The sequence below is a fragment of the Myxococcus sp. MISCRS1 genome, from assembly GCF_026626605.1.
GTDB lineage: Bacteria > Myxococcota > Myxococcia > Myxococcales > Myxococcaceae > Myxococcus > Myxococcus fulvus.
This window is the reverse complement of the sequence record NZ_JAPNKB010000001.1, coordinates 1,737,850-1,764,793: the sequence shown is the minus strand read 5'-3', so window position 1 is coordinate 1,764,793 and position 26,944 is coordinate 1,737,850. Positions and strand designations below refer to the sequence as shown.

General features: G+C 72.2%; 20 protein-coding genes. 7 read left to right on the top strand and 13 right to left on the bottom strand.

The window, feature by feature from the left end; genetic code table 11:
• Positions 1 to 41: 41 nt before the first annotated feature.
• From OWM54_RS06760 to OWM54_RS06750, 3 genes are read right to left on the bottom strand one after another with little or no spacing between them, the layout of a single operon-like run.
• Positions 42 to 1,856, bottom strand: a complete 1,815-nt coding sequence (locus OWM54_RS06760; RefSeq protein ID WP_267701099.1) for a caspase family protein — start codon at positions 1,854 to 1,856, stop codon at positions 42 to 44.
• A complete protein-coding gene (locus OWM54_RS06755; protein ID WP_223751279.1) occupies positions 1,856 to 2,605 on the bottom strand; it encodes a DUF4384 domain-containing protein in 750 nt (249 codons plus the stop codon). The genes OWM54_RS06760 and OWM54_RS06755 overlap by 1 nt, the downstream gene beginning before the upstream one ends.
• Positions 2,602 to 3,087 (bottom strand): RNA polymerase sigma factor, encoded by a 486-nt coding sequence (locus OWM54_RS06750; RefSeq protein ID WP_141328153.1) that lies wholly within the window; start codon positions 3,085 to 3,087, stop codon positions 2,602 to 2,604. Before OWM54_RS06750 ends, OWM54_RS06755 begins: the two co-directional genes overlap by 4 nt.
• A 98-nt stretch (positions 3,088 to 3,185) precedes the next feature.
• On the opposite strand from OWM54_RS06750, the gene OWM54_RS06745 reads away from it, so the two are divergent.
• Positions 3,186 to 4,064: an alpha-ketoglutarate-dependent dioxygenase AlkB gene (locus OWM54_RS06745; RefSeq protein ID WP_267696952.1), complete on the top strand. Its 879-nt coding sequence runs from the start codon at positions 3,186 to 3,188 to the stop codon at positions 4,062 to 4,064.
• Positions 4,065 to 4,240: 176 nt separating this feature from the next.
• Here the strand turns inward: OWM54_RS06745 and OWM54_RS06740 are convergent, their stop codons facing one another.
• The 5 genes from OWM54_RS06740 to OWM54_RS06720 all read right to left on the bottom strand — a co-directional run bounded on the left by OWM54_RS06740 (position 4,241) and on the right by OWM54_RS06720 (position 9,956).
• On the bottom strand, positions 4,241 to 5,491 hold the full coding sequence (locus OWM54_RS06740) for a DEAD/DEAH box helicase (RefSeq protein ID WP_223785101.1): 1,251 nt from the start codon (positions 5,489 to 5,491) through the stop codon (positions 4,241 to 4,243).
• 58 nt (positions 5,492 to 5,549) lie between these two features.
• Positions 5,550 to 6,416, bottom strand: a complete 867-nt coding sequence (locus tag OWM54_RS06735; protein WP_223751282.1) for a VWA domain-containing protein — start codon at positions 6,414 to 6,416, stop codon at positions 5,550 to 5,552.
• A 97-nt stretch (positions 6,417 to 6,513) separates the two neighbouring features.
• Positions 6,514 to 7,908 (bottom strand): adenylosuccinate synthetase, encoded by a 1,395-nt coding sequence (locus OWM54_RS06730; protein WP_267696951.1) that lies wholly within the window; start codon positions 7,906 to 7,908, stop codon positions 6,514 to 6,516.
• Positions 7,905 to 8,897 (bottom strand): VWA domain-containing protein, encoded by a 993-nt coding sequence (locus tag OWM54_RS06725; RefSeq protein ID WP_267696950.1) that lies wholly within the window; start codon positions 8,895 to 8,897, stop codon positions 7,905 to 7,907. Before OWM54_RS06725 ends, OWM54_RS06730 begins: the two co-directional genes overlap by 4 nt.
• A 39-nt stretch (positions 8,898 to 8,936) precedes the next feature.
• Positions 8,937 to 9,956, bottom strand: a complete 1,020-nt coding sequence (locus OWM54_RS06720; protein WP_267696949.1) for a hypothetical protein — start codon at positions 9,954 to 9,956, stop codon at positions 8,937 to 8,939.
• Positions 9,957 to 10,009: 53 nt separating this feature from the next.
• Between OWM54_RS06720 and OWM54_RS06715 the strand changes: the two genes are divergently transcribed.
• Positions 10,010 to 10,483: a putative toxin-antitoxin system toxin component, PIN family gene (locus tag OWM54_RS06715; protein ID WP_267696948.1), complete on the top strand. Its 474-nt coding sequence runs from the start codon at positions 10,010 to 10,012 to the stop codon at positions 10,481 to 10,483.
• Here OWM54_RS06715 and OWM54_RS06710 read toward each other — a convergent pair.
• Together OWM54_RS06710 and OWM54_RS06705 are read right to left on the bottom strand one after the other, a co-directional pair.
• Complete coding sequence (locus tag OWM54_RS06710; protein ID WP_267696947.1) at positions 10,459 to 11,985, bottom strand: NADase-type glycan-binding domain-containing protein; 1,527 nt, start codon at positions 11,983 to 11,985, stop codon at positions 10,459 to 10,461. The two genes, OWM54_RS06715 and OWM54_RS06710, sit on opposite strands and share 25 nt — an antisense overlap.
• On the bottom strand, positions 11,982 to 12,899 hold the full coding sequence (locus OWM54_RS06705; RefSeq protein WP_223751288.1) for a cytochrome c family protein: 918 nt from the start codon (positions 12,897 to 12,899) through the stop codon (positions 11,982 to 11,984). Before OWM54_RS06705 ends, OWM54_RS06710 begins: the two co-directional genes overlap by 4 nt.
• 157 nt (positions 12,900 to 13,056) lie before the next feature.
• Between OWM54_RS06705 and OWM54_RS06700 the strand changes: the two genes are divergently transcribed.
• Positions 13,057 to 14,070, top strand: a complete 1,014-nt coding sequence (locus OWM54_RS06700; RefSeq protein ID WP_223751289.1) for a zinc-dependent alcohol dehydrogenase family protein — start codon at positions 13,057 to 13,059, stop codon at positions 14,068 to 14,070.
• Positions 14,071 to 14,134: 64 nt separating this feature from the next.
• Here the strand turns inward: OWM54_RS06700 and OWM54_RS06695 are convergent, their stop codons facing one another.
• Positions 14,135 to 16,552, bottom strand: a complete 2,418-nt coding sequence (locus OWM54_RS06695; protein ID WP_267696946.1) for an RIO1 family regulatory kinase/ATPase — start codon at positions 16,550 to 16,552, stop codon at positions 14,135 to 14,137.
• Positions 16,553 to 17,021: 469 nt separating this feature from the next.
• Here OWM54_RS06695 and OWM54_RS06690 point away from each other — a divergent pair, with 469 nt between their 5' ends.
• The 4 genes from OWM54_RS06690 (at position 17,022) to OWM54_RS06675 (ending at position 22,686) form a co-directional block, all read left to right on the top strand.
• Positions 17,022 to 17,627: an EF-hand domain-containing protein gene (locus OWM54_RS06690; protein WP_267696945.1), complete on the top strand. Its 606-nt coding sequence runs from the start codon at positions 17,022 to 17,024 to the stop codon at positions 17,625 to 17,627.
• Between the two features lie 136 nt (positions 17,628 to 17,763).
• Positions 17,764 to 20,547 carry a response regulator gene (locus tag OWM54_RS06685; protein ID WP_420715370.1) on the top strand — a complete coding sequence of 928 codons (2,784 nt, stop codon included), beginning with the start codon at positions 17,764 to 17,766 and terminating at the stop codon, positions 20,545 to 20,547.
• A gap of 64 nt (positions 20,548 to 20,611) precedes the next feature.
• Positions 20,612 to 21,907 carry a DNA polymerase beta superfamily protein gene (locus OWM54_RS06680; protein ID WP_267696943.1) on the top strand — a complete coding sequence of 432 codons (1,296 nt, stop codon included), beginning with the start codon at positions 20,612 to 20,614 and terminating at the stop codon, positions 21,905 to 21,907.
• The gene (locus tag OWM54_RS06675) at positions 21,904 to 22,686 is read left to right on the top strand and encodes a DNA polymerase beta superfamily protein (protein WP_141332470.1); all 783 of its coding nucleotides are present in this window, start codon (positions 21,904 to 21,906) and stop codon (positions 22,684 to 22,686) included. Before OWM54_RS06680 ends, OWM54_RS06675 begins: the two co-directional genes overlap by 4 nt.
• 9 nt (positions 22,687 to 22,695) lie before the next feature.
• On the opposite strand, the gene OWM54_RS06670 is transcribed toward OWM54_RS06675, so the two are convergent.
• Together OWM54_RS06670 and OWM54_RS06665 are read right to left on the bottom strand one after the other, a co-directional pair.
• Complete coding sequence (locus OWM54_RS06670; RefSeq protein WP_267696941.1) at positions 22,696 to 23,616, bottom strand: hypothetical protein; 921 nt, start codon at positions 23,614 to 23,616, stop codon at positions 22,696 to 22,698.
• Positions 23,617 to 23,713: 97 nt separating this feature from the next.
• A complete protein-coding gene (locus tag OWM54_RS06665) occupies positions 23,714 to 26,812 on the bottom strand; it encodes a poly(A) polymerase (protein WP_267696940.1) in 3,099 nt (1,032 codons plus the stop codon).
• Positions 26,813 to 26,944: the final 132 nt, after the last annotated feature.

Sequence of the window (26,944 nt, the reverse complement as noted above, 5' to 3'; positions counted from 1 at the left end):
GAGCCCTGCTCGAGTCGCCAACTCGCGACCGACAGTCTCCGCTAGAACGGAATCCGCAGCCCCACGTCCGCGGCGGGGATGAACTTCCACTGGGTCCGCTCATCCAGCCGGACGACGACCACCGGCAGGCGCCCGCCCACCGTCACGGCCATCTGCGGCACCACGTACAGCGCGAACGACGCGACGGGCGCGGCCGACGGGCCCATCGTCCAGCCCGAGTCTCCGTCCCCCGTCTGCACCACCACCTGCAACCCCGCCTCGACGCCCAGCGCCAGCTCCGTGTAGCGGTAGCGCTTCTTGAGCGCATAGCCCACCGTCAGGCCCGTGGTGAACTCACGGTTCTCCTCGTGCGGCCCCTGGCCCACCTCCAGCGCGAACGTCAGTCCCTGCAGCGCCTTGGACAGCTCCGCGCGGAACGCCAGCAGCGCGCCCGCGGGGTCCACCACCGTGTGGCGCATCCCCGCCGTCAACGTCAGCTCCCGGTCCCCGGGCGTCGCGGGCACATACGGCGAGATCTCCAGCGGCGCAGACGCGCGGGCCGAATCAAGCGTGCGCCCCTCGGTGACCGGCTCGGGAGAGCGGGCCACGAGGGGCTCGGGGGCGTTCTGATTCTCGGTCAGCGCGGCGGCGGCGACACGTTGCTCCACCGAGCCCCAGGGCCTCGGCTCCTGGGTCGGGTCCGGCTCCGGTGGCGGTGCCTCCTCGGGTGGGGCCTGTGTCTCCTCCGGCGTCGGCTCCAGCCACTGCCACTCCTCCGGTGACGCGATGACCACCTTGCGCGAGATGGGCACCGGATGGCTCCCCTTGAGGCCGGCGAGGGTGGGCGATGGCGGCGCCAGCTTCAGGTCGTCCCAGCGCACCTTGCTGACCTGTCCGGCCGCGGCGTTCACCGCGCCCACGTGCTGTCGTCCCGCTCGCCACGCTCGCAGCTCGTACTCGCCCGGAGGCACGGCGAGCCGAGGCACCGCGCCCGGCCCCAGCTCCGCGAGCACCTGTCCTCGCCCCGGCTTCAACAGCAGCGCGCGCTCGAAGTCCGACGGCAGCTCCAGCGCCGTGCCCGGGCTCGGAAGCTGCGTGAGCACCAGCTCCCCCTTGCCCGTCAGCCGGTAGTCGTACGCCGGATGCTGCGCGCCCGTCAGCACGTCCGCGGTGGACGAGACGGTGTGCGCATACGCGTATTGATACGCCTCCGCCAACGTCACCAGCCCGTCTCCGGACGAGTCCGCCGCGCCGCGCAGCCCCGACACCAGATGGTGCGTGAAGAGCGAGCCGCCCACCTCCCGCGACTCCAGCGCCAGCTCGTCCTCCGCGCTGGACGTCAGCAGCGCGTGCCCGGTGCTGTGCACCTCATCCGTCAGCCGCAGCTCGAACGAGGGACCCGGGCGGCCTCCCTTGAAGCGCAGCAGGGCGCCGCTGCGGCAGCTGTCGACGATGGCCAGCCGCACGTCCGCGCGCGTCGCGTCCAGCCAGCGCCGCAGCTCCGAGTACAGCAGCCGCTCCGTGCCCAGCTCCAGCGCCACGCCGTCCGAGTGTCCGGAGAAATAGAACAACAGCACCACGCGCGTGTCCGGCTGACGGCGCAGGGCCTCGACCTTGCGAGCCGCCTCGTCCAGCGCGTACCGCACCGGCGCCAGCCCCTGACCCTTCAGGATGATGAGGTCCGAGGGCGCCACGTCCCCCAGCTCCGACAGCACGCCCGCGAGCTTCGTGGCGTCGGCCTCCGCGTAGCGCAGGGGCGGCCGCTCCCCGCTGCCCACGTTGTGGCCCACCAACACGGCGATGCGTCGGGTCCCCGCCTCGACGGGCAGGGACGCGCACAGCACCGCGGCGACGACGAGGCAGCGCAGAGAGGTCATCACGGCTGGGTCTTCTCGAAGAGGAAGGTGGCTTGTGCTCCCGCGGCGACCGGCAACCGCCTGCGGTCCCGGATGACTTCCGCGCCTCCGGTGGAGAGCTCGCGCAGCGCCGGCGCGACCGACTCGAACGACAAGGGCTGGCGGGAGAACAGCGCGAACAGTCGCTCGGGTCCCGGGGCGTTGTCGAGCACCACGCTCCCCGGAATCTCCACCGGCAACCCCCGCGACGGCAACTGCACGCTCTCATGTCCACCGAAGGGGTAGTAGGTGTTCACCTGTCCGGCGCCATCCACCGACACCACCAGCACGTAGGGCAGGCCCAGCCCCTCCACGACGAAGCGCACCTGGTCCCCTGGGGCCAGGGCCTCGCCTTCCTCCACCTTCCACGTCCGCTCGCCCCGGTGGGCGAAGAGCTGGAGCATCGCGCCGCCCTTCACCGCGAGCTCGGGCTCCTGGGGTGAGGGCACCGCGACCAGCGCGAACAGCAGCACCACCGCCGAGGCCAGCGCGAGCGCGGGAGCCCACCAGCGCCAGTTGCTCCAGGGCATCCCGCGCGGGGAGGGGAGCTGGGCGCGGGGGAGCACGTGGGCGGTGAAGTGCCGGCGGTGGGAGGCGAGCTCCTCGGAGCGGGCGCGACAGGTGAGACAGGTGTCCAGGTGGGCCTGCGTGGTGGCGCGCTCCGGAGGGGGAAGCGCGTCCATCGCGAGGGCCTCCAGCTTGAGGCTGGAGACGTGAGGGGGGGCGTTCATGAGGGGGGCCTCCCGGCGAGCGCGTGGGCGTGCCGGTGGAAGTCTGCGAGCCGGTTGACGACGGTGCGACGGGAGATTCCGAGGAGCTGGGCCACCTCTTCCTGCGTCATCCCGTCGGCGAGGTGGAGCCAGGCGACCTCGGCCACCTTGGGGGGCGCGGTGGTGATGAGGCGGCGGGCGAGGTCCCGGTCTTCCAGCAGGCGCTCGCTGTCGACGCCGGGCACGTCGGGCAGCTCCTCCACGGGCACCGCGCGGCGGCGCCTGTCTCGGGCCTGGTTGAGGCAGTAGTTGGTGGCCACGCGGTAGATCCACGCGAGGGCGTGCTGGGCATCCGGGGCGCGGTCCAGCTGGCGGTGCAGCCGGAGGAAGGTCTCCTGCGCCGCGTCGGCCGCGGCGGCGTCATCGCCCAGGATCTGGCGACAGCGGGCGTACAGGGAGGGCCCGTAGGTGCGGTACAGCGTGTGGAGACGGTCTTCGGACATGGTGGTTTCGCGATCCGGCCTCCCTACCAACACCGGGGGTGGGCGGATTGCGCAAGGGCCCCTCCGGACGCGGCCGGTGTGGTACCACGGGGTCGCCCATGGCCCTCCCCCCCCGTCGAGGCCCCTCGCTGGCGCACAAGGCCCGCCAGCGCACACCCGGCCACCACTACAACGCGAGCTTCCTGTCCGCCCTGGACAAGGAGGCCATCCTGACCTGGCTGGGAGGGCTGCACCCGCTGTGGGAGGAGCGCTTCTCGAAGCACTTCCCGCCGCCGCCTGGGCAGCAGCAGCGGCGCCTGCTCCGACCGGTGTACTGGCTGGGCAACTGGCAGTTCGCGTGCCTGGACTACTACCGGCCGCCCAAGGGCGTCTGGAACCGGTGCGTGAAGGCGGAGCCGTTCCCGGAGGTGCTCCAGCGGCAGGTGACCAAGATCGAGGAGCTGGCGCGGCGCATGTTCCGGGGGCCGGACATGCCCAGGGGCTGGCACCTCAACACGTGTCTGGTGAACTTCTACGGCAACCGGCTGGAGGAGGACCGCTGGGTGGACACGGCGCGGGTGGGCGAGCACAAGGACTTCGAGCCCGGCCCGGTGGCGTCGCTGTCCTTCGGCGAGCGGGCGCTCATCCAGTTCGTGACGTCCTCTCGGCCCGGTGAGCGGGACGCGGTGGTGCTGGAGCAGTGGCTGGACGACGGGGCGCTGGAGCTGTTCGGCGGGACGCGGTGGAAGGAGGAGACGTTCCACCGGGTGCAGCGGGTGGACACGCGCGCGGGGCATGACCTGGCGCCGAAGCTGCCGGACTTCCGCACGCGCCGCATCAACCTGACGTTCCGCTACGTGCCCGACGAGCACGTGACGCCGTTCTTCAAGCTGTCGCCCGAGGCGCGCGAGGACGTGCGCGGCTACATGCGCACCCTGGCCGAGGGCAGCGCGTTCTTCCGCGCGGAGCTGGCGCGGGAGCAGACCGCCACGCCCTGAAGGCCGTGCGCCGTCGAAGCCGCGCGTGCGCGGCAGGGCGAGCGCCACGCAGGCGCGCCCGGGGGCTCCGAGGCCTCCTGTGGCGGAGGGCGAGCGCCACGCAGGCGCGCCCGGGGGCTCCGAGGGCCTCCTGCGGCGGAGCGGCGGATGGGGGCACGCTCGAGCGGTGGTGCCGCTCAGCGGGGCCTGCGCTTGCCGTGGGTCCGGGCGTGGCGACCCTGCTCCTTGCCGGGGGACGCTCCCGAGTCCTTCTGCGGAGGACCGGGGTCCTTCTGGGATGCGAGGAAGCGCGTCCACGCCTCCTGGAACACGGGGTCCTCGCGCGGCACGGGGACGCGGGGAATCTGTCCGCGCATGATGCGTTCGATCTCCGCCACCACGTGCTTGTCCCGCGACGTGGCGAAGGTGGACGCGACGCCGCTGGCCTGCGCGCGCGCCGTGCGGCCGATGCGGTGCACGTAGTCCTCGGGAGAGTGCGGCAGGTCGTAGTTGATGACCTGTCCCACGTCCTCCACGTCCAGGCCGCGCGCGGCGATGTCCGTCGCCACCAGGCACCGGTAGGTCCCCTCGCGGAAGCCCTCGAGCGCCTGGCGCCGCTGGTTCTGCGTCCGGTCCGCGTGCAGCACCGCGCTCTTGTGGCCCTCGCGCTGGAGCAGCCGCAGCACCTTGTCCGCGCGCTCCTTCGACTTGGCGAAGACGAGCGCCGTCGAGTCGCTCTCCGCGAGCAACGTGAGCAGCAGCGCCGACTTCTCCTCCGGCTTCACGATGTAGAGCCGCTGCTCGGCCCGCTCGGCGGGAGTCCCGCTGCGGGTCACCTCCACGCGCACCGGCTTGTGCAGCCGCTCCCGCGCGAACCTGCCCACGTCGGGGCCGAGCGTCGCGGAGAACAACAGCGTCTGCCGCTTGCGAGGCAGCGCGGCGAGGATGCGCTCCAGCTGGGGCAGGAAGCCCATGTCGAGCATCCGGTCCGCCTCGTCGAGCACCAGCCCCTCCATCCGGTACAGGCTCACCGAGCCCGTCTCCAGCAGGTCCACCAGCCGGCCCGGCGTGGCGAGCACGAAGGTGGGATGGGCCTTCAGCGCCTCCACCTGCGCGGACATGTCCTCGCCGCCGATGACCACGGTGTGCGTCAGGCCGCGCGCCTCGGCGAAGACGCCCAGCGGCTCGGCAATCTGCCGCACCAGCTCCCGCGTGGGGGCGAGCACCAGCCCCAGCGTGCCCTTCCGGCCCGCGAAGCGCTCGACGAGGGGAAGCACATAGGCGGCCGTCTTGCCGGTGCCCGTGGCCGCGCAGCCGATGACGTCCTTGCCCGCGAGCGCGGGAGGGATGGCCTGGACCTGGATGGGGGTGGGCTGGGTGAAGCGCACCCGGCGCAGCGCGCCGAGCGTGTCCGGAGACAACCCGAGCCGTTCGAAGGAATCACTCACGGCCTGGGGGTATCACGGCGTCGGGCCCCGTGGGAAAGGGCCTGACGCCGGCACTGTCCTATGGCGTGTCGCGCAGCTTCTGGGCCCAGGGCTCCACGGCCCGCAGGACGCTCTTCACCCGCTCGGCGGGCTTGCCGGCGTCCCTCAGCCGCCTGCCCAGCGCGTCCAGGTGCGGCACGGCGCGCTCGGTGAGGGCCACCAGCGCGGCGGCCACGTCGCAGGTGTCCGCGGCGTCGTCCATGCAGATGACCCGGTCCTCCAGGACGATGCGCCAGATCTCCTCGCAAGAGCCTCGGCGGCGCTGGTCCGGGATGAGGAAGAACGGATGGAACGTCCGCTCCAGCCGCTTCACCGTCTGGTAGATGGGCTGGTTGTCCTTCATCGAGTCGCCGATGAGCTTCGTCACGTGGCGCGCCGCCACCTCCTCGGAGGGCGGCTCGTCGCCCGTCATGAAGAAGTATCCCTTCTTGCCGCGCTTCTCGAAGCAGTCCATCGCGGTGTGCTCGGCGGCGAAGTACATGCCCAGCTCGTAGGACTCGGAGGGGTTCGCGCCGCCACCGCGCTCCAGGAACATCCACGTGAGCCACTGGTCCATCTGCTGCTCGGAGGACTCGAACTGGCCGACCTGGAGCGGGGCCCTGTCGTAGTCCGCGTCACCCACGGCCATGAAGAGCACCTGCGGGTCCGCGATGCCCGCGTCCATCAGGTCCTTCATGAACGAGGGGAACGTCTTGCGCGCCAGGATTTCGGGGATGTTGCCCATGGAGCCCGTCACGTCGAGCGACATGACGACGGCGAGCGAGTTCGGGTGGGCCGCGCTGTCCCGGCTCTCGCGGAACTTCACCCCGAACGGGTCCATCCTGGGATGACACGCGCGCTGCTTGAACACCTCTTGCGGCGGCAGCTCGCTGCGAGCCTCCGTCATCGCCCTGTGCGCTTCGTGACTGTAGGACCCGTACCCCATGTTGGCTTGACCCCCTCGTTCGAGACACCGCGACGCTAACGCGGAGGCATGGGTGGCGTCAGCCTCGGGGCTGCTTGTCCCCGGCCGTCGGCCCCCGGGACGCCACGGTGACGCGCGCGCCCAGGGCGGCTTCCACCCAGCCGAGGAAGCGCTCGACGCGAGCCTCCGGGGCCCCACCCAGCTCCAGGGTCCTCCGCTCGGGCACGCAGCGCGCCAGGGCCCGCGTCAGGCGCGCCTGCCAGTCGAGGTCCCGCTCGGAGTCACTGGGACGCAGCGCGGTGATGCGCTCGGAACCCGGCGCTTCACGCACCAGGGTCGAGTCCTCGCCGGAGCCGACCTGCCCGGGCGCGGCGCGATATGCGTCGCACACCGGCCAGCGCGAGGTCAGCCGGTCCAGGTGCGTCACCGCGAGCGCATCCACCCCGCCGCAGACCTCGAGCGCATAGCGGCCGAGCACCGCGTCGAAGGCGCCCACGCGAAAGCCACCCTGCCAGCCGTCGGCGCCATTGTGCGGCTCGGGGAGAGAGGGCGCGAGGCTCGCGTCCTCGGTGGGGAACGGGCCCTCTCCGTGGCGCGTGGCATACGCGCGCAGCACGCCCAGCCGGTGCACCTCGCCATCGAAGCCATGCTCGCGCAGCAGGGCCAGCGCGGGCTCGAAGGTGCACGTGCTCCAGGTGGTGTGGGGATGGAAGCCGCGCCACTCGTCCAGCAGCACGCCCTGCGCGCCCTCGAAGAGCGTGGTGCCCGCGCGAAGCCGGGCCCCGAGCCATGCGTCGTCGACGACGCGCTGAAGAGGCTCGATGCTCCGCACGGCCTCCGCCCAGCGGGCACTCACGCCGGAGTCCTCCAACAGGGCCCGCTCCGGCGCGGCGTCGGAGAGTCCCTCGGTGAGGCGCAGCACTTCCTCCAGCGCCCCTCGCAAGCGCTCCTGCGCCGCGCGGGCCTTGCGCACGAGTCCGCTCGCGTCCCTCAGGTCGCCCGCGAGCACGGTGTCCTCGGGGTGCGCGAGCGCATCGCGCACCGTCTCGCCCACGCCCACGCCGCAGGTGCCATGTCGCGCATCGCCCCGAGCCAGCTCCCGCAGCCGCCCCGCCGCTTGATGGAACGGCGTGATGACGCGGGCCCGCTCGCTCACCGTCACGCGCGACAGGGCCTCCGGCACACCGCGCTCGGCGAGGTAGCGGGCCTCCACGCGCAGGGCCAGCGGATGGAAGACGGTGGAGTGCGCCAGGTGCGTCCACACGCCAGGCACGAAGGTGCCCGCGCCGAACTGGGAGAAGGTGTGGTGTCGGCCGTCCTCGGTGACGACGTTGTGCCCCGCCTGCGCGCCGCCGTTGAAGCGCACCACGAGCCGCGCGTCATGCCGACGCGTCAGCCAGTCCGTGAGGGTGCCCTTGCCCGCGTCGCCGAAGCCCAGGTCGACGACGATGTGGGCCGCGCGCGAGGCGCTCATCGCCCGTCGCGAGGGACGATGCGCCGGTGGCCGGAGCTGGCGTCGTCGACGGGCAGGTGCTCGTCCTCCAGCCGCGGCTGAGGCGTGCCGTCGCGTCCCAGCGTGGCCGCGAAGGGCGTGAGCGCGCGGATGACGGCGCCGCGTCGGGAGCGGTCCCTGCCCTCGCGCTCCAGGTGGCGGGCCAGCGCGTCGATGTCCGCGATGGCGCCCTCGCACAGGCCGACGAGACTGGAGGTCACGTCCACGCAGTCTCCGGGCTCCTCCAGACAGATGACGCGGTCCCCGAGCAGCTCCCGCCAGTACCGCTCGCAGTTGCGGCGGCGGGCCAGACCGGGGATGAGGAAGAAGGGCTCGAAGGCGCGCTGGAGCTCGTCCACCACCTGCTGCACGGGCAGGTCCTTCTCCAGCCCGTCCCCCATGAGCGAAGCCACCTGCGTGTGCGAGACGAACGGGTAGGGCCGCTCGTCACCCGTCATGAAGAAGTAGCCCCGGCGGTTGCGCTTGCGGAAGCAGTCCAGGTCCGTGTGGCGCGCGGCGAAGTACATCGCCAGCTCATACGACTCGTGGCCCGGCGTGCCTCCGCCGCCTTCCAGGAAGGACGAGGTGAGCCACTGGTCCATCTGTCGCTCGTTGGACTCGAACTGGCCCACCTGCAGCGGGGCGCGGTCGCTGTTCGCGTCGCCCACCGCCATGAAGAGCACCTGTGAGTCCGTCACGCCCACGTCCAGGAGCGCCCGCATGAAGCTGGGCAGCCCGCGCCGCGCCAGCAGCTCCGGGATGTCACCCATGGAGCCCGTGACATCGAGCGCGAAGACGATGCCCAGCGAGAGGGGATGCTCCTCGCTGTCCCGACTCTCGCGCCAGTCCACCCCGCGCGGGTCCATCAACGGATGGCAGCGCTCCTGCCGGAAGAGGACCTGCCGGGACAAGGTCGCCCGGGTCTGGATGAGCGCCTCGTGCGCCTGGCTGCTGTAGCTCCCGTAACCCATCGCTCGACTCTCCTTCCACGCCACGGCGTTCCGCCGCGCTCAACGCCACCCGGGCAGGGTGAAGGGAACGAAGCGCGGAGGTCCGAAGGCCTCGAGCGCCGCCCGTGACACCTCTTCCTTCACGCTCCACGCATCGACCCGCGCTCCGCCCTGGAGCCGGGCCTGGTCGCGCAGCAGCGCGACGAGCGGCGCCGGCACCTTCGATGGCGCCAGGCCCGTCGCCGCCGTCCCACCGAGCACCCAGGCGAGGCAGCGCGCGAGCATGGCCAGGTCCGTGGCGGGCGAGGGCGTCGCGCCGTCCAGCAGCGCCTCCGGATAGAAGTCCGGGTGGGCCACGCTGGCGGAAGGCAGGGCCAGGGTCGAGTGGTACCGCGTGGCATTGGACCAGCCCACCAGCATCACGCCATGGTCCCTGGGGTGCACGAGCAGGTGGGGCGGCAGCACCGCGCCGTGGACGTAGCCCGCGCGGTGCACGAAGCCGAGCACCTCCAGCGCGCGCTTCCACATCCACACCGCCGCGCGCGGGTCGATGCCCTCCGGAGACACCTGACGCAGCTCCGTCAGCGAGTGCTGGAAGCCGCTCATCCAGCGATACACGGCCGCCGGGCGCGCGGTGCCCACCGGGTCCTTCACCTTGCCCCGCGCCACGGGCTGGGGGAGCAGCCGCGTGAAGTGCTCGGCGCCCTGGGCGCTGGAGCCCTGGAGCTCCTCGAGGATTTCGTACTCCCGCGCGACCAGGTCTCCATCCGACAGCGCGCGGGCGACCTTCAGCACCACCATCTCCGTGATGCGCGCGTCGCGCCGCGCGAGGAACACGTCGCAGCTGTCCCCCTGGCCCAGGCGGCCGAGCAGCACGTAGCGCGTGCCCGCCACGGTGACGCGAGGCCGGTCCGGAGCGAAGGGCGGGTCATCCGCGGGACGCGCGGGCTTGGGCCAGACGGCCACGCCCTTGGCGGACACCATCGCGCCGCAGTAGGCGCAGGTGAGGATGCCGTTCGCCGAGGCGGGGGGCGGTAGGTTCGCGCCGCAGCCCGGACACTTCAGAAGTTGTAGCTCCATCCGACCCCCTCATGCGATGCGGGGGCAGCATACCGTGCCCGCAGGAAACCCGAATGACTCCCGTTGCCCCCGTGCTGCCCGTGGTGCTCGACACCAATGTCGTCCTGGACCTCTACGTGTTCGAGGACCCGGCCCTGCGTGAGCTGCACCAGGCCCTGCGGGACGGACGCCTGGTGGCCTGGGCCGAGGACGCGACGCTGGTGGAGCTGGGCTATGTGCTCGCCTCGCGCCACTTCCTGCCGGGCCGGGCCCAGGACACGCGGAGCACGGCGCTGGCGCGCTATCGCGAGCACGCGCGGGTACTGCCGGCGGGGGAGGGGAACCCGGCGCTGGAGCTCCCCCGATGCAAGGACCGCGACGACCAGAAGTTCCTCGTCCTGGCCGCGCGGGCCGGGGCGTCGTGGCTGGTGAGCAAGGACAAGCGCGTGCTGTCCATGGCGGACCGGCACGGGATGCCCTTCCTCATCCTCACGCCCCGGCAGGCGGTGGCGCGACTGTCCGCTCAGGCGCTGGAGGCGGGGCGGTAGCGCAGCACGCGCGCGGCCTGGGCGTTCACCACGATGGCGGTGATGCTCTCCAGGCGCGACTTGCCCGCCTTCTCGCTCCACTCGAGCACGTAGAAGAAGACCGGGTCGTCCGAGCCCTGCATGTTGCCGTAGACGACCACCGAGTCGGCCCGCTGGTCCTTGTAGGTGATGAGCGTCTGGCGGAAGGTGAGCCACACCTCGCGATTGCCGGAGGCCTCGGAGGTGCCGCGCAGGAACGCGGTGGGCTTGTCGAGCGGCCCCTGGAGGAACTCGCCGCCCGAGGCCCGGTGCTCCAGCAGCTCGCTCTTGGAGCCCGACAGCTCCGAGAAGACGCCCGAGCACTCCTCCTCGCAGGTGAAGTCCGATTCGGCGGGGGCCTCGCGGCGCTCCTTCTCGCACCGCTTCTCGCACGCGACGAGCTCGCGGCCCTCCTGGGCGAGCGCCTTCTGGATTCGCGCCTTCATCTGCGCCTGGGTGGTGTCGGCCTCGAAGAAGGTGGTGTCCGCCAGGTGGAGCAGCCCGGCCACGCGCACCAGGCCCGGGTCCTCCATCGCGGACAGCGCCGCGCTCGCCGCGGCCTTCTGGGGGCGAAGCTGCGCGGGCTTCACGCGGGTCCACGTTCCACGGGCCTCGGAGTCGGTGCCCGCGCGGTTCAGGTCGACGCGGTCGAACTCCGCGGCCATCTGCCGGGCGCGAGCGAGCGCGGCCTTGTACGCGGGCTTCTCCGGCACGGTGGCCAGGAAGTCGGAGGCGGCGACGCTCATCACCCCACCGGGGCGCGAGAGCATCTCCTTCTCCGTGAAGTCCTTCTCGAAGAGCGTCTCCACCTTGTAGCGCGGCGCCCACTCCACCTTCGCCTTCGTGTCGTTGCGCGCGGCGGCCATCTTCCGCTCGTACGCGTAGGCGCGCACCTGCTCGAAGGCCGCCGTCTCCGCCTCGGCCTTGTACGGGTCCTCACCCTCCACGTACACGCGCAAGTCACTCAGGCACGTGTCGTCATACGTCGCGCCCGGATAGGTGGACACGAGCGTGAGCCGCACGCCGCCCACGCGCTCCGGCACGGGCACGCGGACCTCCTGCCAGCCGAGCACGTCGCGCAGCTCCGCCTCCACCGGCGCGCCCGTCGTCTGCGGGCCCGTCTCGCCCTGGACCAGCGGCTCCAGCTTCACCTTCCGGGGACGCGCGTTGGCGCGGTAGAGCTTCTCGGACTTCTGGTAGCCGTTGCGCACGAAGACGCGGAACACCTTGGCGCGCGTGAGGGACGGTCCCCACCACTCCAGGGCCTCTCCCTCGCCGCGCCCCTTCGCGCCCTCCACCCACGCGGTGGCCGGGTCGTCGTCCGCGACGTAGAGCGGCAGGTAGTTCTGCGCGTGCTTGTTCCAGCCGTTCTCCAGGAACGTGGACGCCGTCACGCGGCGCGGATGCAGCCGGTGCGCGCCGCCCGCGTCGGGCTCGAGCAGGACGGGGGGGGCTGCGGCGAGGATGAGCGACAGGAGGATCATGGCTTGCGCTCCAGGGTGTGGCGGGGTGGCGGAAGGGGTGCGGCCCACAGGACGTGCCGTGAGAGGCCCGCGGGGTAGAGTCCCGAGTCTTCCTGCTCGCGGGACACCAGGTGGTAGACGACGCGCGCGTAGCGGGCCGTGGACGGGATCCGGACGCGGAGGGGGCGGCCTGGGACGAGTCGGGTGTCCTCGATGGCGCCCAGGTGGGCCAGCGGCTCCGGGGCCCACGGGCGGACCTCCAGGCGGCGGCCCAGCGTGGCCACGGTGGTGGCGGACTCGAAGAGCGGATTGTCGGCGACCTCCACGCTCACCCAGCGCATGACGTCGCCGGAGGGGAAGCCATGGCCCACCTCGCGCGTGGACAGCACGAGCTCGCCATCGCGCGGCTCCACGACGAGCGCCGCCTTGAGCGCCTCGGTGCGCCGGGTTCCGCCGAGGCCGTGGTCACCCCGGGGCATGTGGCAGTCGGTGCAGTGGCGCGTGTCTCCGGTGGCCTTGCGCCAGGCGGTCCACTCGCCCACGGTGTCCTGTTGCCACTGCGTCTTGGAGAGGCGCACGCGCTGGCCATCGATGTTCAGGACGGGGAAGCCGAACTGGTGGCAGCCCGCGCAGGGCATGCCCGGGGCGGCCTGGGCCTTGTCGATGCGCGCGTGACAGGCCGCGCAGGTGACGCCGTGCTCCTCGGGGGGACTGTTCGCGGGCAGCGCGCCGCGCTCCAGGTTCCGCGCGAGGGGCGCGTGACACTGGACGCACCAGCCCGGACGGTCCTCGGTGATGGCGACCTGGAAGACGTCATCCGTGCGCGCCGAGGCATGGCCGCTGTTCCTCCAGGCGTCGACCTCGGGCGCGTGACACTCGGCGCAGCGCTGGAGGCTCCAGTCCGGCAGCCCGTGTGGCGCGGGGCCCACCTCCATGCGCGCGGTTCCCTGTGGGAAGCGGGCACTCGGCGCGGAGGCGAGGAGCGAGCAGGTGAGGAGGAGGAGCGCGTGCACTGTTGAACGTGGAGTGTATTCGCATGGGACTCACGGACGCACCTCCCCCGGGGCGTGCGGGAGCGGTAGAACCGGCCCCATGAAGGCCTACGAGATTCGGGACGGATTCGGGTTGGAGAAGCTGGTGTCGTGCGAGCGGCCGGACCCCACGCCGGGCCCGTTCCAGGTGCGCGTGCGGGTGAAGGCGACGAGCCTGAACTACCGCGACCTGATGATGGTGGAGGGGCGCTACAACCCGCGGCAGAAGCTACCGCTGGTCCCCAACTCGGATGGCGCGGGAGTGGTGGACGCGGTGGGGCCGGGTGTCACGCGGGTGAAGGTCGGAGAGCGGGTCATCGGGCTCTTCGCGCAGGCGTGGGCCGCCGGTGAGCCGACGCGCCTGGCGCAGCAGTCCACGCTGGGTGGGCCGCTGGATGGCGCGCTCGCGGACACGATGGTGCTGCGCGAGGACGGGGTGGTGCCCACGCCCGACTACCTCACCGACGAGGAGGCCGCGACGCTGCCCTGCGCGGCCCTCACGGCGTGGAGCGCGCTGGTGACGCATGGCGCGCTCAAGGCGGGGGACGTGGTGTTGCTGCAGGGGACGGGAGGCGTCTCCATCTTCGCGCTGCAGATTGCGCGGATGATGGGGGCGCGCGTCCTCATCACCTCGAGCCGCGACGACAAGCTGGAGCGCGCGCGAGGACTGGGGGCGCACGACGGCATCAACTACGTGACGACGCCGGACTGGGACAAGGCGGCGCGTGCGCTCACGGGCAACGCGGGCGTGGACCACGTCGTGGAGGTGGGTGGGGCGGGGACGTTCGAGAAGTCGCTGCGCGCGGTGCGGCCCGGCGGCACGGTGTCCGTCATCGGCGTGCTGAGCGGGGTCGCGGGGGCGGTGCCGTTGACGTCCATCCTGATGCAGAACCTGCGGGTGCAGGGCATCCTCGTCGGACATCGGCAGAGCTTCGAGGCGCTGCTGCGTGCGTTCTCGCAGCACTCCGTCCGCCCGGTGGTGGACCGCGTGTTCCCCTTCGACGAGGCGGTGGCGGCGTTCCATCACCTGAAGAGCGGGGCCCACTTCGGCAAGGTCGTCATCCGCGTGGGATGACGTGACGCCGTGTCGAAGTGGGGAAGGGCCCGGTGACGACTGGCGTCCACCGGGCCCTGGGGCCTCAGGAGCCGGTCTCGGTGGGGCCCGAGTCGGACGGGTTGTTGTTGCGCGCGACGTAGCTCACCTGGGGACCGCCTCGGGGACCGCGAGGGGCGTTGCCCCGGTTCGAGTTGGGGCGCTGCTGGCGCGCCTCGCGCAGCGTGTTGCCCCCCGGGCCGGTCGGCGGACGGGTCTCCACGGCGGGCTGCGAGGGCCGATTGGGACCTCCGCGACGCTCGCCACGGGGAGGCCGCGCGTCATTGCCGGCGAAGGTGTTGCTCGCGCCTGCCTGGACCTCGTTGCCCTGTCCCCGGTGCTCGACCAGGGGCTGACGCTCGTCGCGGTTGCCGCGTCCGTTCATCGGGGGCCGTGAGTTGGCGTGGCCGTTGCGGGGCTCGGACGGGTCTCCGCGGCGGTTTCCATTGCGGAAGTCGCCGGGACCCCGCGGGCCACCGTTGCGTGAAGCCTCCGCGCCACGCGTGTCCCCGCCCTCGAACGCAGGGGCGACGGACGCGTGCGCGTCCTGGCCGTTGCGAGCTTCACCCTGGAAGTCCCTGGGGCCTCCATTGCGACGCTCACCCTGGGCACCGCGAGGTCCACGGCCACGTGAATCACCGGAGCCCGGTGCCGCCGCGTCGCGACGCTCGCCCTGGAAGCCGCGAGGACCACCGCGCGAGTCGCCAGCACCTTGCGCCGCTCCGTCCTCGAAGCCGCGAGGGCCCCCACGTGAATCGCCTGTGCCTTGCGCCCCATCGCCGTTGCGGCGCTCGCCCTGGAAGCCGCGAGGACCGCCGCGCGAATCGCCCGGGCCCTGCGAGGCATCACCGTTACGGCGCTCGCCCTGGAAGCCGCGAGGACCGCCACGCGAGTCGCCCGAGCCCTGCGCGGCATCACCGTTACGGCGCTCGCCCTGGAAGCCGCGAGGACCGCCGCGCGAGTCGCCCGGGCCCTGCGAGGCATCACCGTTACGGCGCTCGCCCTGGAAGCCGCGAGGACCGCCACGCGAGTCGCCCGAGCCCTGCGCGGCATCACCGTTACGGCGCTCGCCCTGGAACCCACGAGGCTCACCGCGCGAATCCCCAGCGCTTTGCGCCGCATTGCCGTTGCGGCGCTCGCCCTGGAAGCCACGAGGCCCCCCGCGCGAGTCTCCAGCGCCTTGACCTGAGTCGCCCTGGAAGCCGCGAGGTCCACCACCGCGCGACTCTCCCGCGCCGCCCTGCGGCCGATGCGCGCCGTTGCGCGAGTCACCGTTGCGCGCTGCCTCGCCGTTGCCGTTGTACGCGCCGCCCTGGAATCCTCGAGGACCTCCATTGCGCTGCTCTCCCTGCGGCGGCCGCGCGCCATTCGCCTGCGGCGGCCGAGCACCACCACCACCCGCCGGACGCGCCTGCTGCGACGCGGGCGGGTTCGGACGGTTGTTGCCCGAGCGCGGCGGTCCTCGCCCCGGACCCCTGCGGCCTCCTCGCTGCGCCGGAGCGGCGGGCGGCTTGCCTCGCTCGCCACCCCCCTGCCTCAGCACCAGCGCCTCCAGCTCGAGCAGCTCCGCCTCGGCGGCCTCCTCGGGCGTCATCGCCGGCTTGGGCGGAGCGGGCGCGACCTCGACCTGCGGCGCGCGCTGCTCCAGTCGCGGATGGCCGCCCCCGAAGCGCGCGTCCGGACGGCCCTTGCCCTGGCCCCCACGGCGAGCCCCCTCACGGAAGCCTCCCGAGGGCACGAAGTCCGGCGTGAGCTCGCGCCGCACATAGGCGCTCCAGATTTCGCCGGTGTCCCCCGCCATGCCGTACAGCGCGGGCGCGTACGTCGCGAGGAACTCGCGCACGTTGTCCAGGTCGCGGCGGAAGTAGAACTCCGCGCGGTTGTTGCGCGCCGCGGCGATGGTCTGCGGGAAGTCGATGATGACCGGCCCCGCGTACCCCATCAGGATGTTGTACGGCGACAGGTCTCCGTGGATGAGGTCCGCGCACAGCATGCTGATGACCTGCGCGCGCAGGTCCACGTACATCGCCAGCGCTTCCTCGGGCGTGGTCGGCGGCGCCTCGACCAGGCGCGGGGCCGGATGTCCCTGCGCGTCGATGACCACCTCCATCAGGAGGATGCCCTCGTAGAACAACACCGGCGTGGGCACCCGGACGCCCTGCGCGTGCAGCTTGTAGAGCGAGTCCGACTCCGCGCTCTTCCAGGCCTCCTCCGCGGCGGCCTGCCCGAACTTGCTGCCCTTCTCCATGGCGCGACGCGTGCGCGAATTGCGCACCTCACGCCCCTCCCGGTAGCCCACGTTGTTGCGGAAGTTACGCTCGTGGCGCTCCTTGTACAGCTTGGCCGCCACCACCTGCCCGGCGTGCTGGACGAGCCACACCTCCGCCTCCTTGCCCGTCTTCAGTTGGCCGAGAACGGCCTCGATGATTCCATCGGCGAGGAGGGTCTCTAGCGAGTCATTCATTCAGAGGCGGAAGTCCAATGGGGTTCGGGCGGGGGCATTCCAATGCGCGCGGGGCGGCCCTGCTCGCAGCGCGCGGCGGCATGTGAACATCTCGCGGGGCCCTCTTGCTACCAGCATGACGCCAGGAGCAATCAGGTGAACCAACGCCCGGCCTGCTAACAGTTTGTCCGCCAGGGTTCCAGGCCATCGATGCGCTCCAGCCTGGCTGGGTCAAAGTTGACCAAGACCTTGGAATCCCTGGAGAAAAGTCCGGATGCCGGACCACCGCCCTCCAGACGTCCAGGCGAGCGCCGGGCCGTGGGGCCGGACAGGGACCTGGCACCGACGAGTCGACACTCGGTGTGCGGGCGAGCGGAGGGGCCGCCGGTGGGCTCCGCCGGGGAGACGCCGGCCGGGGACCTGCACCCAGGGGCTGCCGACCCGCACCAGGAGAGCGCTACGATGCGCGCCGCCCAGGAGGGGCTCACCCATGGCGACGAAGAAGCGCAAGTCGAGTGCTGCGAAGAAGTCATCCCGGCGCGCCTCCACGACGAAGAAGGCCGCGACGAAGAAGCCCACGGCCCGGAAGGCCACCGCGAAGAAGAGCGTGGCTCGCAAGAGCACCGCGAAGAAGGCCGTCACGAAGAAGCGCGCCGCGAAGAAGGGCTCGACCCGGAAGCCCTCCCGTGGAGGCAGGAAGTCCGCGCCCGCCACGGCGCCCCTGTCACCGCGCCTGGTCGTCTCGCGGGACGTGCCCGAGACGCCGCCCCCCGCCGTCCCGGACGAGCGCCCCGCCCCCAGCCTCGCCTCCGTGGAGCAGGTGGAGACGTCCTCCGCCGGCATCCTCCCGCTGGCGCCCGAGCACGCGGCGGTGGACGAGCTCACCAGCTCCGGCAACGAACTGCTCGACATCTTCCAGCGCTACGACCGCAACCGCACCGGTGCCATCGAGCGCGCCGAGTTCGCGCGGCTGCTGGAGGCGCTCGGGCAGGACGTCACGGACGAGGAGCTGGAGATCGCCCTCGACATCGTCGACGCGGACCGCACGGGGAGGATCTCCTGGATGGAGTTCAAGGCGTGGTGGCGCAGCCGCTGAAAGCGCGCGCCACCAGCACGCTGGGCAGGGGCCCGTGCCCGTCGTGGGCGGGCCCCTGGGCCCTGGCCTGCTCGCGTGGTCTCGAAAATAGGAGCGGGGGCGGAGCTGACCTACACTCGGGAGGGTAGGGGGAGTGGTGTCCGACCTGGCGTCCAGAGCCCATACCACCGTCTTCGAGCACGCGCGCGACGCGGTGCTCGTGCTCGACGCTGCCCAGCTCATCCAGCAGGTCAACCGCGCCGCCGAGCGCATCTTCGGCCCGCGCGGTGAGCTGGTGGGCATGGCGGTGACGCGCCTGTTGTCGGGGTGGCGTCCGCCGGACACGCGCGGCTCGCCGGACACGCCGCACGAGACGGAGCTGGCCGGACAGCGGCCGGGCGGCGCCGGGCCCGCGTACTACCTGCGCGTGCAGACGCTGGCCCAGTTCGACGCGGCCGGCAACGCGCTGGGCTGGGTGCTCCAGCTCCAGGACATGCGCGGCAGCCTGGAGGTCGAGGCCTCCATCCGTCAGCAGAAGGAGTTCTTCGAGGCGGTGGTGCGCAACAGCCCCGTCGCCATCGTCACCATCACCCGCCAGTTCATCGTCCTGTCGTGGAACCCCGCCGCCGAGCGGCTCTTCGGGTACACGCCGCAGGAGGCGCTGGGCAAACACATCTTCGACCTGGTGGCCACCGAGGACAGCGTCCTGCCCGAGGCGAAGAAGGCCCAGCGCGACGTCACCCAGCGCGGGCGCGTGCACTCCGTCACGCGGCGGCTGCGCAAGGACCACACGATGGTGGACGTGGAGCTGTTGGCGCTGCCGGTGTCGGTGGGCGGCCGGCAGCTGGGCTTCATCGCCATCTACCACGACATCACCGACCTCCAGCGCGCGCGCCAGGCGGCCGAGTCCGCCAACCAGGCCAAGAGCCTGTTCCTGGCGACGATGAGCCACGAAATCCGCACGCCGATGAACGCCATCATCGGCATGACGGGGCTGATGCTGGATACGCACCTGACGGGCGAGCAGCGCGAGTTCATCTCCACCATCCGCCAGAGCAGCGAGGCGCTGCTCACGCTGCTCAACGACGTGCTGGACTTCTCCAAGATCGAAGCCGGCCGCTTCGAGACGGACCGCCACCCGTTCGACCTGCGTCAGTGCGTGGAGTCGGTGCTGGACCTGCTCGCGGTGCGCGCCAGCGAGAAGGGCTTGGACCTGGGCGCGGACATCTCGCCCGACGTGCCCCAGGTGGTGATGGGGGACGCCTCACGCCTGCGCCAGGTGCTGCTCAACCTGGTGGGCAACGCGCTGAAGTTCACCGAGTCGGGCGGCGCCGTCGTCTCCGTGGACGGGGTCCGCCGCGCCGAGGCGACCGACGCGCCGTGGGAGCTCACCTTCTCCGTGCAGGACACGGGGCCGGGCATCCCCGAGGAGAAGCGCCAGGGCCTGTTCCAGCCGTTCAACCAGCTCGACGTGTCGGTGGCGCGGCGCTTCGGCGGCACGGGCCTGGGGCTCGCCATCTCCAAGCGGCTGGTGGAGGCGATGGGCGGGCGCATCTGGGTGGAGAGCGAGGGCGTGCCCGGCCGAGGCACCACGTTCTTCTTCGCGCTCACCGTGCAGGCCGCGCCGCAGACGACGGCGGGCTACCTGCGCTCGGACGAGCCGCTGCTGCGCGGCCGGCGCGTGCTCATCGTCGACGACAACGCCATCAACCGCCGGCTCCTGGGACGACAGCTCCAGGCGTGGGGCGCCGAGCCGGTGGAGGCGGGCTCCGGCATGGAGGCGCTCTCCAAGCTCCAGTCGGGCGGCTCCGGGTTCGACCTGGCGCTCATCGACCACCAGATGCCGGGACTGGACGGTCCCTCGCTGGCGGCGCGGATCCGCGAGCGCGACGACCTGCGGGCGCTGCCGCTGTTCCTGCTGACCTCACCGGGACGCCGCGCCGCGCCTCCGCCGGGCCTGTTCTCCGGGGTGCTGTCGCGCCCGATGAAGGCCTCGCAGCTCCACGACACGCTGATGTCCTGCTTCTCCAAGAACGTGCCCCGGGTGCGCGTGGAGCCCGCGCCGACGGGGGCTCCCGCGCCGCGTGACAGGCCCGGAGACCGCGTCCCCTTGCGCATCCTGCTGGTGGAGGACAACCTCACCAACCAGCGGCTGGCCAGCCTGATGCTGGACCGGCTCGGCTATCAGGTGCAGGCGGCGTCCAACGGGCGCGAGGCGCTGGAGTGGTCCCTGCGCCAGCGCTTCGACGTGGTCTTCATGGACCTGCAGATGCCGGAGATGGACGGCCTGGAGGCCACGCGGCGCATCCGCAAGGAGCTGCCGCCCACGGTGCAGCCGTGGGTCATCGCGATGACGGCCAACGCGATGGACTCCGACCGGGAGCAGTGCTTCGAGGCGGGGATGGACGACTTCCTGTCCAAGCCCATCCGCGTGGAGGCGCTCACCGCCGCGCTGGTGCGCTGCCAGACGCCGCGGCCCGTCGGCGGCACCCGCACGCGGCCGGAGCGCGTCGTCATCGCGGAGCAGGGGCTCTCCGACGACCTGGTGCCCGAGGCCGCGCGCATCCCCGGCCTGCAGCCCGCGGCGCTGGCCCGGCTGTGGCGGGAGCTGGGCTCGCAGGCGGGGAACATCCTCCCGGAGCTCATCGACACCGCGCTGCAGAGCATGCCCGCGCTGCTCGACGACGCGTACACGGCGCTGGGGCAGGGGCTGCTCGACGACCTCAGCCGCGCGGCGCACACGCTCAAGTCCAACGCGGCCTGGTTCGGCGCGTCGGCCCTGGAGACGCTGAGTCGGGAGCTGGAGCTGAGCGCGGACGCGGGCGATGACGTCGACTCCCTGCGCGAGCGGCTGGACCGGTGCCGGGCGGAGCTGTCCACGACGCGCGGACTGCTGTCTCGCCTTCGTGAGAGCATCGCCCTGCCCACGGCGCGCCGCTGAGGTCCCGGTCAGCCCTCCGGGGGCTCGGGCGTCCCTCGCGCGGCCGCGCACTTCGAGGTGAACGATGAGTGACTCTCCCAAGGACTCCTCCCACCCGGGCGCCGCGCGCATCCGAGGCCTGGAAGAGGTGGACCGGCTGTCGGTGCCGCTGCCGCATGGCACCGAGGTGACGACGCGCGTGGAGCGGATGACCTCCGGCGGGCGGCGCATCCCCCAGGGCGTGGTGGGGCGCGTGGTGCGGGCGAAGGACGGCGGGCTCGACATCCAGATCGTCGGCGTGGGCGAGGTGTGGTTCGCGCGCGACGAGCTGGTGCCCCGGCGTCCGGGACAGGTCCAGTTCGCCCAGCGGCGCGAGGCCGCCTGGAACGCGCTGGGGCCGTGCGTGGTGCTGGAGACGCGCGTGGGCAGCCATGCCTGGGGACTGGCGAACGCGCAGTCGGACGTGGACGTGCGAGGGGTGTTCGCCCTGCCGCTCTCGTGGAGCTTCGGCCTGGTGGAGGCGCCGCAGGACCTGGTGAGCGCCGACGGCAGCACGACCTATTGGGAGGCGCGCAAGACGGTGGAGCAGGCCCTGCGCGCGGACCCGAACACGCTGGAGACGCTGTTCGTCCCGGGCGCCCGGGCGCTGGATGAGCTGGGCGAGTGGTTCCTCGCGGAGCGCGAGGCCTTCGTCTCGCAGTCCATCTTCGGCAGCTTCGGTCGCTACGCCATGAGCCAGCTCGACAAGCTCACGCGCAGCCAGCGGCTCGCCGAGCACCGGGACCTGCTGCTGGAGTGGCTGTGCGAGGACCCCACGCCGGACCTGGACGAAGTGGCCCGGCGACTGGCGGACATCTCCCCGCGCGGCGCGCCCACGCCCGAGGACGCGCTGCTGGCGGCGAAGACCTACGTCAAGCAGCTCTATCGCTCGCTGTCGGACCAGGGCCTGCTCGCCGCCAACGACTTCGCGGCGCTCACCGCCTACGCGCGTGGAGGGGGACAGCGTCCTCCGTCGGCGCGGGAGCTGCGACCGAAGAACGCGTACAACCTGCTGCGGTTGATCGCCACGGCCACGGGCTGGCTGCGCCACGGCGAGCCCGTCTTCGAGGCGACGGGTGCCCTGAAGGCTCGGCTGTTGGACATCAAGGCGGGGCAGGTCCCGCTCGAGGACGTGCTGCGCGACGCGGAGGCGATGGCGCCGGAGCTGGAGGCGGCGCGGCGGGAGAGCCGTCTGCCGGAGCAGCCCGACTACGCGCGCGCGGACCGGCTGCTGCGGCGGGTGGGGGATGAGGTGGCGCGGCGCTGGGTGACGAAGGCGCCGGGGCCCTGGGGACGCGAGGCGCCCGAGGCCCCGCGGATGGAGTGGAGGGATTCGGAATGAAGGGCACGCTGACGGAGCACGAGAAGACGGTGGCGGACCGCGTGCTCGACGAGGAGTCCGCGCGACGCGAGCACCTGGTGGTGTCGCTGACGGGGGCGCATGCCTACGGGTTCCCCTCGCCCGACAGTGACCTGGACCTGAAGTCCATCCACGTGGCGCCCACCGCCATGCTCCTGGGGCTCAGCCCCCGGCAGCTCAACGCCGAGCGCCTGGAGGTGGTGGATGGCGTGGAGGTGGACTACTCGTCCAATGAGCTCGCATCCGTCCTCCAGGGACTGTTGCAGGGCAATGGCAACTACCTGGAGCGCATCCTGGGCGCCATCACCCTGCGGGCCTCTCCGGACCTCGCCTCGCTCCAGCCGCTGGCGCGCGAGGTGCTGTCGCGGCGGGTGTTCCGGCACTACAACGGCTTCGCCCACGGCCAGCTGCGTGAGTGGGAGAAGAGCGGCTTTCGCTCCGCCAAGAAGCTGCTCTACGTGCTGCGCACCACGCTGACGGGCACGCACCTGCTGCGCACCGGGGTCGTGGAGACGGACGTCACCGAGCTCTTGGACGCCCACGGCTTCCCCGAGGCCCGCGAGCTGGTGGAGCAGAAGCGGCGCGGGGAGAAGAGCGAGCTGCCGGAGGCGCTGAGCGAAGCGTGGCGCGTCCGGGTGGCCCGCTCGTTCGAGGTGCTCGACGCGGCGCTGGCGGCGTCGGTGCTGCCCGAGGCGCCGCCCTCCAACGCCGTGGACGCGCTGGAGGCCTGGATGCTGGAGCTGCGGCGCCGGCGCTTCTGAGCCGCGCGTTCAGGGCGAGGTGGCGGACAGCCTGGACAAGGAGCGGTCCTTGACCTTGAGCCAGGCCTGCTGGCGGAAGAGATACGTGGAGCAGAGCTTCCGCCACGTCCACACGTCCGGCAGGTTCCACCAGCCCTCGGGCGGCTCGAGGCCGATGTCCCTCAGGTTGCCGATGCCCCGGTAGCCGACGCCGTCGAGGCCGTTGGCGCTGTTGGACTCCAGCACCAGGGCCTTGTCGGTGGCGGGGTGGTGGTCCACCACGAGGAAGCTGTGGCCGGAGCGCCACGGGTTGCGCCAGCCCTGGATGAGCGTCCACGGATGCGGGTGGGCATCGGCCGAGGGCGCGGGGATGGCCATGCCGCTCTCGACGGCGGCGGTGACGGGGGAGAAGAAGTCCTCCGTGGAGGCAATCATCATCTGCCGGTGGCGCCGCGAGTCCCACGCGAAGTTCGCGCCGTGGGCGTCCGCGAAGGCCTTCACCGTGAGCGCCTCGACGAAGGTGCAGCAGTTGTTGAACAGGGGCGGCGCGCGAGGCACGCGGATGCCCGGGAGGTCCCAGGGGTAGTACGCCTGGTCCAGGTCGTAGCGGAAGTCCTTCAGGCCCTGGAGCAACGTGACGAGCTGGCTCTCGGCGATGGCCAGCGGGTCGTCATCGAAGGGCAGCCGCACGGCGGGCGGAGGCTGCGCCTGGTTCGTCACGCTCACGTAGTGCTGCGTGCGCCAGCGCGTGCAGACCCAGGTGTCCAGCGCGCCCAGCGTGGGGACCTCCAGGCGCACGAAGTCGGTGTCCGGCGTCGGGCTGCCCGGCTTCTCCTCCAGCACGAAGTAGGTGCCCGCCTCGACGTAGCCCTCGAACTGAGACTCGGTGTCGGGCTGGACGAAGCCCCGCATGCGGATGGGCAGCTTCGCGACACGATGGCTCTGGGACACGACGACCCCCCTCGGTGTGAATGACTTCGGGTGAAGTCTATCTCACCCAGGGAGGACATTCATGGGACGCGCCAGGGCTGCAGCGGGGTGTCTGTCCTTACGGGTCTGTTTCCCCTGGGAGGCCCGAGGCGCTCGCGCGTGACAGCTCCACCTGGAGGGTGGCCCCGTCGGGACGGTGGGCCCATTCGAGGAACGACGCGCGGAAGGACTCCACCGCCTCGACGAGCGGCGTGCCCGGCCTCCACGCGAGCGCGCTCGGGTCCCGGGCCTCCAGCCCGATGAGCAGCGAGCCCCCGGCTCCCGGCGCCTGGAGGGGACGCACCGTCAGGCGGCGATCACTCTCCAGCCGGTACGCCAGGGCCGTGATGTGCCCGAGCAGCCACCCCTGGGCGACCTCGCGCCCCTCGGGAGTCTTCGCGTCGGCGCTCAGCCGCAGTCGGGTCGACGGTTGGCTGGTCGAATCGAGCGGCTCGAACAACAGGGACCACGCTCCGGGCGTCCCCGTCCTGCGCGCCTGGGCCACGAGCTCCCTCGCGCGCGCCCACTCCTCGCGAAGGATGCGGGAGGTGGAGCGCGACACGTTGCGTGTGGTGTTCCTCAGCGGCGCCACGGGGGCGATGATGGGCAGCAGGTCCCGCTTGCCATCCGGCCGGTAGCGCGCCGTCTCCATCGTCAGGGCCACGGGCTGGGGCCAGGGCCACGTGGCGAAGGTGTCGAAGAAGTGCGCGAGCAGGTCCACGTCGGACTTCACCGCCTCGGGCGCCGCGCGCGTGGTGGCCCAGGCCGCGAGCACCGTCCACGACAGGCCCCCGAGATAGCCGAGCGCATGTGAGTAGAGCCCCCGAGCCCGGGCCCAGGCATTCACGGCACGCAGCAGGCGCCTGAACCTCGCGTGGGTGTCCTCGTCCGGACCGAGCGCCTCCAGCACGCCCTTCATGTCCGCGAGCCCCAGCACCGAGCGCAGGCCCGCGGGGTCGAACGCGTCCGCGTGTCGCGCGAGCAGCTCCAGCGGGTCCAGGGACCCGGCGCCCTCGGGCCGACTGGCGTGGGACACCTCGAAGCTCACGCCGCCCAGCACCACCTTCACCAGCGGGATGGCCGCATCGGCGACGAAGCGCGAGGCGGCGCGGCTCTCGGGCTCCGACCTCGCCAGCTCCCCCAACAGCTCCCGCGCGAAGTCCTCCCGTGACTGGCCCGCGGGGCCGAGCGCCACCGCGTCCACGTCACTGCCCGCGCCATCGGTCCCGAGCAGATAGGAGCCATACGGATGCAGCGAGGCACCCACGCGAGCGCACAGCACCCGCAGCCGCTCCACGGCCTCGTCGCGCTTCGCCCGTGTCTCGGGAGCGCTCTCGACGGCGCCCACGTTCCCGAGCGCGGAGCGCAGCGCGTCGTCACCGGTGCCCGCTGTCGTGACCTCCGCGCGCGCGACACCCAGCGGAATGCGTCGGACGACCTCGAACGGCGTGTTGCCCTGGCGGCGGATGATGCAGACCTCGCGGACCTCGAAGCTCAGCGGACGCCAGCCCCGTGCCCACGTGGCAACGGTGCGCTCCACGTCCACGTCGTCCGAGTGGGGCACCTGCCCCACGGACAGATGCGGGTGGAACCCATGGGCCGGGGGCGCGCACTCGGGCACCACGGAGACGAGCTTCGCGTGCAGTCGCGTCAGGGCACCTCGGGGCGCGTCCTCGGGCCTCAACCACGCCGTCGCGCTGGCGCGGTGGTCGAAGTGGTCGAAGTCGGAGAGCGTCACCTGGAAGGGCTCGATGCTCCGCGCGGCCTCGCAGAGCAGCGCCGCCACCGTGTCGAAGTCCTCCTCGGGGAGGAAGGGGTAGAGCAGGGTGACGTGGGGCATCCACCGCTCGAACTTCGCGTCGTGCTTCTTGCGCAGCGCCTGGATGGGCGGCCACACGGACTCGGGGGGGATGAGCACCACGGCGGTGTGGTGGACGAGCCGGGCCGCCGCGGCGCCCGTCGCGGAGGAGGCCGCGCGGGTGTCGCGGCGCAGGACGCAGCGGATGCCGAAGTGGTCCGACGCGAACAGCGGCTCGCCGGACGGAGCACGCGCGCCCTTCAGCGGGGCTTCGCCGAACAGCTCGATGGACTCCGGCGAGAGTCGCCCCGAGGGCGAGGCCACCAGCACGCGGTCCAGCCGCTGGAGCCGTCCGGACACGGTGGTGATGGCGGCCAGCGAGTTGAGCCGAGGATTGTACGTCTCCCCCTGCTCGGACGGGCGCAGCGTGGGCCATGCATCCACGAAGCCCGCGCGGCGGAAGGACTCCACCTCCGCGTCTCCGTCGCCGAAGTTGAAGTCCCCGGCCAGCACGACGTCGGGCGCGCCCGCGTCGTCGTCGCCCGTGAGTGTCGGGAGCTCCTCCAGCAGCGCCTGGACCTGGGTGGCCCGGGCCGCGGCGCCGGTGGCCTCGCGGTTGCTCGTCAGGTGCGGCGTGGCCACCCACAGCGGGCCGCCCGCCAGTCGCAGCTCGCCCACGATGAGGCGCTTGTCGCGCGAGAAGACCCGCTGCCACACCGAGGCGAGGGGCTCGCGCGACAGGAGCACCTGCCCGTAGGGGACGACGGTGTTCGCCTCGGGACCGTCCGACACGTGGTAGCGCTCGCGCACCCAGCCCTCCGCGAGCAGGGCCCGCAGGAAGGGCGCGGTGACTTCTTGAAGGACGATGACGTCCGCGTCGGTCTCGCGCAGCAGCGCCAGGGCCGCGGGCGTGCGGTGCTCGGTGGCGAGCTTCTCCCGGTCGTACAGGTCGAAGAGGACGTTGAAGGTGGCGACGGTGAGTCGCTCCGGCGCCAGGCGCGCGTCCCCCGGCGCCGAGGATGGGGACTTCATCCAATCCCCGGCCCGCGCGTCGTAGCGATGGACATGCAGGCGCGCGAAGCCGGGGACCTCGCGAGGACGGGGCGGGGTGGGGGCGGGAGCCTCGGCGGGTGGCTCGACGAGGTGATTCAGCCGGTCGATGCGCTCCTTGCGGTCCCACACCACCTCGCGCCCGCGCTTGAAGTACCAGACGCGGTGCCAGGGGATTTCGCCGTCCGGCACGAAGGCCTCGAACGGCATCTCCTCCAGGCGCTCGCCGTGGGTGTCGTAGCCGATGACGAACTCACGGGCCTCCAGCCGAGGGTCCCACCGGATGCGGTGGTACACCTCCCGGCTCGTCGTGAAGCGTTCCTGGGACATGGTGAGCACCCACGGGGAGAAGAGGAGGGACGGCGAGCCGCTGGCTTCCCGCGAGCGTAGTCGCGCTGACCGCTCGAAGGGGGACGTCCCGCGCGCCGCACCGGACGCCGCGGGACTCACCCGGCTGACAGT

Coding starts and splice junctions, on each gene's coding strand:
- OWM54_RS06680 (WP_267696943.1), top strand. CDS start 20,612: ATGAGTGACTCTCCCAAGGACTCCTCCCACCCGGGCGCCGCGCGCATC.
- OWM54_RS06730 (WP_267696951.1), bottom strand. CDS start 7,908: ATGAGCGCCTCGCGCGCGGCCCACATCGTCGTCGACCTGGGCTTCGGC.
- OWM54_RS06750 (WP_141328153.1), bottom strand. CDS start 3,087: ATGTCCGAAGACCGTCTCCACACGCTGTACCGCACCTACGGGCCCTCC.
- OWM54_RS06735 (WP_223751282.1), bottom strand. CDS start 6,416: ATGACGGAGGCTCGCAGCGAGCTGCCGCCGCAAGAGGTGTTCAAGCAG.
- OWM54_RS06720 (WP_267696949.1), bottom strand. CDS start 9,956: ATGGAGCTACAACTTCTGAAGTGTCCGGGCTGCGGCGCGAACCTACCG.
- OWM54_RS06755 (WP_223751279.1), bottom strand. CDS start 2,605: ATGAACGCCCCCCCTCACGTCTCCAGCCTCAAGCTGGAGGCCCTCGCG.
- OWM54_RS06710 (WP_267696947.1), bottom strand. CDS start 11,985: ATGATCCTCCTGTCGCTCATCCTCGCCGCAGCCCCCCCCGTCCTGCTC.
- OWM54_RS06725 (WP_267696950.1), bottom strand. CDS start 8,897: ATGGGTTACGGGAGCTACAGCAGCCAGGCGCACGAGGCGCTCATCCAG.
- OWM54_RS06695 (WP_267696946.1), bottom strand. CDS start 16,552: ATGAATGACTCGCTAGAGACCCTCCTCGCCGATGGAATCATCGAGGCC.
- OWM54_RS06690 (WP_267696945.1), top strand. CDS start 17,022: ATGGCGACGAAGAAGCGCAAGTCGAGTGCTGCGAAGAAGTCATCCCGG.
- OWM54_RS06705 (WP_223751288.1), bottom strand. CDS start 12,899: ATGGAGGTGGGCCCCGCGCCACACGGGCTGCCGGACTGGAGCCTCCAG.
- OWM54_RS06760 (WP_267701099.1), bottom strand. CDS start 1,856: ATGACCTCTCTGCGCTGCCTCGTCGTCGCCGCGGTGCTGTGCGCGTCC.
- OWM54_RS06675 (WP_141332470.1), top strand. CDS start 21,904: ATGAAGGGCACGCTGACGGAGCACGAGAAGACGGTGGCGGACCGCGTG.
- OWM54_RS06665 (WP_267696940.1), bottom strand. CDS start 26,812: ATGTCCCAGGAACGCTTCACGACGAGCCGGGAGGTGTACCACCGCATC.
- OWM54_RS06700 (WP_223751289.1), top strand. CDS start 13,057: ATGAAGGCCTACGAGATTCGGGACGGATTCGGGTTGGAGAAGCTGGTG.
- OWM54_RS06745 (WP_267696952.1), top strand. CDS start 3,186: ATGGCCCTCCCCCCCCGTCGAGGCCCCTCGCTGGCGCACAAGGCCCGC.
- OWM54_RS06715 (WP_267696948.1), top strand. CDS start 10,010: ATGACTCCCGTTGCCCCCGTGCTGCCCGTGGTGCTCGACACCAATGTC.